Annotated in this window: 2 protein-coding genes and 1 pseudogene; all 3 read left to right on the top strand. The window is 36.4% G+C overall.

All coding sequences use genetic code 11. The features are described from left to right. Nucleotides 1-176: 176 nt before the first annotated feature. Nucleotides 177-1,037 carry a DUF4123 domain-containing protein gene (locus ACGH4F_RS03360; RefSeq protein WP_411589968.1) on the top strand — a complete coding sequence of 287 codons (861 nt, stop codon included), beginning with the start codon at nucleotides 177-179 and terminating at the stop codon, nucleotides 1,035-1,037. Next, nucleotides 1,024-3,711, top strand: coding sequence for a T6SS effector BTH_I2691 family protein (locus ACGH4F_RS03355; RefSeq protein WP_411589967.1), 2,688 nt, complete (start codon nucleotides 1,024-1,026; stop codon nucleotides 3,709-3,711). Before ACGH4F_RS03360 ends, ACGH4F_RS03355 begins: the two co-directional genes overlap by 14 nt. 1 nt (nucleotide 3,712) lies before the next feature. Next, nucleotides 3,713-4,248: pseudogene (locus tag ACGH4F_RS03350) on the top strand (hypothetical protein); the annotation flags it as partial.

The raw sequence follows: 4,248 nt of genomic DNA, 5'->3' as shown, positions 1-4,248 counted from the left end.
GAAATTAGCGAAAAGGGCATTGTACTGGGTACACCGAATAATGTGTACATGAAGTGTAATGTCCTACAAAAAATGGGCACAGCACAAAAAAATATTCAAAATGAATTGCCACCGATTTGCAGTGGTGTAAAACAAGACGAAGCTGAAAAGCATGCAATTTTTGTGGAAAGAAAATAATGATTAAAATTATTCCGGATCAGGAAATCAATAAAACCATTGCCGAACAAATTCAGCGGTTTAGAAAAATACATGTATTAATCGACCCGCAAATTAACGACAATTTTTTTTATGAAAATGATATTGAATTTGATTCAATTGTCCCGATAAGGGACAGGCAAGATACCGTATCGTATAACCATGAATGCTTACAGCTATGTACATTAAAAAAAGGGGCAGAAGACGATATTAAACACATCATAGCGAATTTAAAAAACCAGCAATCATCGGTTATCGCAATGATCACCTCACCTTACCCGATTAAAGACATACAACAACACATTAGTAATGCGATGTTTATGTTACATCAAGGCAATTATTATCTATTACGTTTTTACGATCCGCACGTGCTTAAACATTTAGTGACTATTTTTGATGAAGAACAAATAAATAAAATGTTGGGTAGTGTGCAATACTGGTACTACTGGCAAGATGAATATGTGCAACTACACCATAAACCCGAATTAATATTATGGGATATCAAGTACAAAATAACGACTCAGCAATGGCGAAAAATCAAAATAGCCCAAAGTTATAACGCCTACGAACAACAAACCGTAAAATTACAAAAAAAGCCATTAACCGACGTTCAACAAAACACACTAACTCAGTTACTGGATTGGATTTATACGGCAACATTTTATGAACCTGATCAGCAAAAAATGGACTATATCGTGGAATATGCGATGGCTAAATCAGAACATTTTTTTCAAAAAATTGAATATGATCTCTTTGTCGATTTAATGAGAAATCAAAAAATTAGCCAATTGGAGCACTATTTCAATCATATCGATAAGGAGCAAGAACATGTCAGCGATTGAGAATTTACTGAAAATAATATTAGCGACAAAGGCCCAAGAAAATAATTCAGGTAAACGCTGCCCAAAATGTCAAGAAAAGGAAGGCGATTTGGTCGTGTTGCCAACTCGCTTATCAATTACAGGGTATCTTGGCAAAAATAAACAATTAAAAAATGGCGCTGAAGCTAAAATTGAATTACCTTCGTTGCCGGATTTTGCTAAAAAAATGGTATCGGACATATCGATAGAACACTCAAAATACTGTATACAAATGTTACGACAAGGTTATTTATATATACTGGTCGATTTTAAAAATGGACAAAAGCAATGGCGAATATTTTCGTCTAGTCCAGAAGGTTGCTTAACAGAATATAGCGACAACAACACCATACCGAATATTCCGCCTAAATATACCTGTAACATTGCAACAGACGGTGCGGATGCGTCCTACATCAGCTTTAAAAACAGCAAAGATATCGAAAAAATTTATTTTGTATTTAGTCCAAATAAAATCAGTAACGCCAGATTAGAAATTTATCAAGATACCCCCGAATTTGTACTGTCAGGCATGACGCCGGATCAGATTAGAAACGGGCAAACTGCGTTAAAAACGCAAGATATACTGACGAATATTCTCGAAATATCGACAGCATTGGATATTGCTGAGCAACAAGCATTTTTAAAAAGCAAACCCCCATATGACTTTAAAACCGGTGAGCGAGACAAAGCCAATAGCCAATTACAAGTGATCGAAAATATTTATACTAACCGCACCACCTATTATGATAAAGATATAATGCGAACTTACATGCGCTACCTATCGCTCTATAACAAATTAAAAAAACGGCAAGGGGTGGCGATAGTGGTTAATGATGCCATTGGTATCACCCAAAGTTTAAATAATCGCTATCATCAAGCACTTGAAAAAAGAATGAAACCATGGATGGAAAGCAACGATTCGGAAGGCATATCCAACGAACATCGTTTAATTGTTTACCGGCAGCTATTAGGTTTTAAAGAATCCTTTCATAATCATAGAATTAGGCAAATAATCAAGCACAATAAACAGTGGGAAAATGTTGCAAAGTGGGGTAGAGACAAAATAATTCCTGTTTATACTCGTGATCTATCGAATAGTATAAGTCGAGAAATATTTCAAGGAGCCGAAGAAGCCTTAATCAAACAACAAACAGAAGAACTGTCTCAAAAAGAGTTTCAAAAATTCTATTGGGACCGCTTATCGCAAGACAAATTTAAACGTTTTGAACAAGAATTCAATGAACGAAGCCAAAGTGCCGAACAACTTGCCGAACTGCGTATTGATGACTACATAAAATGGTTAAAATCACATCAATTAGTATCAGCGTTAGATTTATATGATGATACCATTCCACTAGACGGAATCATGTTTCAATTACAAATGGGAGTTTGCTTGTGTGGGGCAAGTGGATCATCAAAAGTCAGAAAAGTGTTAGACGAATGGTGGCTTGAACCGCAAGTGACCCCGACCAACTTATGTATGCGAACCTACCTATTTAACAACAAAGCGTTAATCGCCGATATTAACGAATACTTGGATATTCAACAAAACATAGCGATCAATGAGTCTGCTGATAATAATAGCCATCAGCCAAATGTCGATAAAGCGATTAACTTACTCAACAAATTGACTAAACATGTTAATCGGACAGGGTCGATTGTCAATCAGATAGCGGATCGCGGTTTTCCAATAGCATTGTTATCGGTTGCCTTTGCTGATCTTGTCAGAAGTTTTTTAAGAGTCACAACCCAAAAATTTAATCAAACAATTCAAAACCGCCTAGGCAACTTAATTTTTGCCAAAATTAGGGATAAAGCTTTAGAAATGTATGAATCGGGCTATAATATCAACGGGCATTCTTTTGAAGTCTCTCCCAAAAAAGGTGTGCCACAAATAACACGGTTTGCCCGTGAAAAGTTTAATCATTCAGATTTAGTCAATACCAAAATCGCCATGATGGTATTTGCATTTAGTAGCTACGAAACACTCAAAAAATTAATTCATGGTAAATGGAATGATTCTCGGGAATTAGCCGAATTAACCGCATCGCTAATGGCAAGTGCAGCAGCGGGCACGCAAATCTTGACCAGTGCCATCAAAAGTTGTATCGAAAATAGCCCAACATCAAAAACTGCTACCGTAACCTATAATGCGTTTGGGCGATTATTTTTATGGTCGGCGAGTTTTGCGTTGATGGCTGGAGGAGTATCGGCGGTATTGGATTTTTGTGATGGTACAAAAAAACTTAAGGGAAATAGTCCTATTATAGGAATTGCATATTATGTGAGAGGTCTAGCAACTTTTTCACTAAGTATTTCACAATTTGCAGTCGCTTTAGGGGCATTAGTGCCATGGTTTGATAATATTATCACAACCAGTATCGAACGGACTTTTTGGGTAAATGTAGCTGAAGTCGGGATAGTCATCGGTCGCTTTGCCATTGGTCGATCTGCGGCAGTGTGGCTGGCGGCAATTAATTTTTACGCGTCTATGATTATTATTGTGGTCAGTGTCTGCCTGATTATTTTTGATGATGATGCTATGCAAAAATGGTTTGATCGCTGCTGTTTTAGTAAAGACCCTGAACGTAAAAAATTTAAAGATTTAGGCGAAGAACTCACAGAATGGCATCAAGCACTACAGGAGACTTTTTAATATGTACGCAGGCGAATTTTTATTATGGTTTGGAAACGCCATGAAATCCGAAACCCGTAAAAAATTAAAAATGGGCTATAACCATGCCGATATGACACTCAAAGAAGTGCAAAAAGACTATACCCAAGAATCGGTCAGTGATAATCCCAGACCAATAGGGCCTTACTACGCGTATAACGATCGCTATTTAGAAATTCGAGGCGGAATGTTTGAGAATTTTCGAGGTATTTTGACATGGATTAGTTTACTTATATTTCTGATACCTATAAGTTCTGCTTATAATTCTATATATAGTTTTATTTTGTTGTATAATGATAAAACAGATAAAGTTGCAGGTTACACAACGGCTGTTATATTTTTTACATTTATATTTTTAATTTCAATTTATTTATGCATCCGCTATTTTCGCTATATCTATCGTTTTGAACTTTTTACTATACGCCATATTCGGGTACGCTTTAATCGGGTGACAAGGCAAGTCTATATTCAGCGCCCTAAATACTGCGGTGGCACGGTGGTGTTTAAATGGGAACATAT

Origin of the sequence: Gilliamella sp. CG35 (genome assembly GCF_046635745.1) — a bacterium.
GTDB lineage: Bacteria > Pseudomonadota > Gammaproteobacteria > Enterobacterales > Orbaceae > Gilliamella > Gilliamella apicola_I.
This window is presented reverse-complemented; position numbering and strand designations above follow the sequence as displayed.

What these genes read in the sequence shown, in the direction of transcription:
- ACGH4F_RS03360 (WP_411589968.1), top strand. Translation starts at nt 177, where the DNA reads ATGATTAAAATTATTCCGGATCAGGAAATCAATAAAACCATTGCCGAA.
- ACGH4F_RS03355 (WP_411589967.1), top strand. Translation starts at nt 1,024, where the DNA reads ATGTCAGCGATTGAGAATTTACTGAAAATAATATTAGCGACAAAGGCC.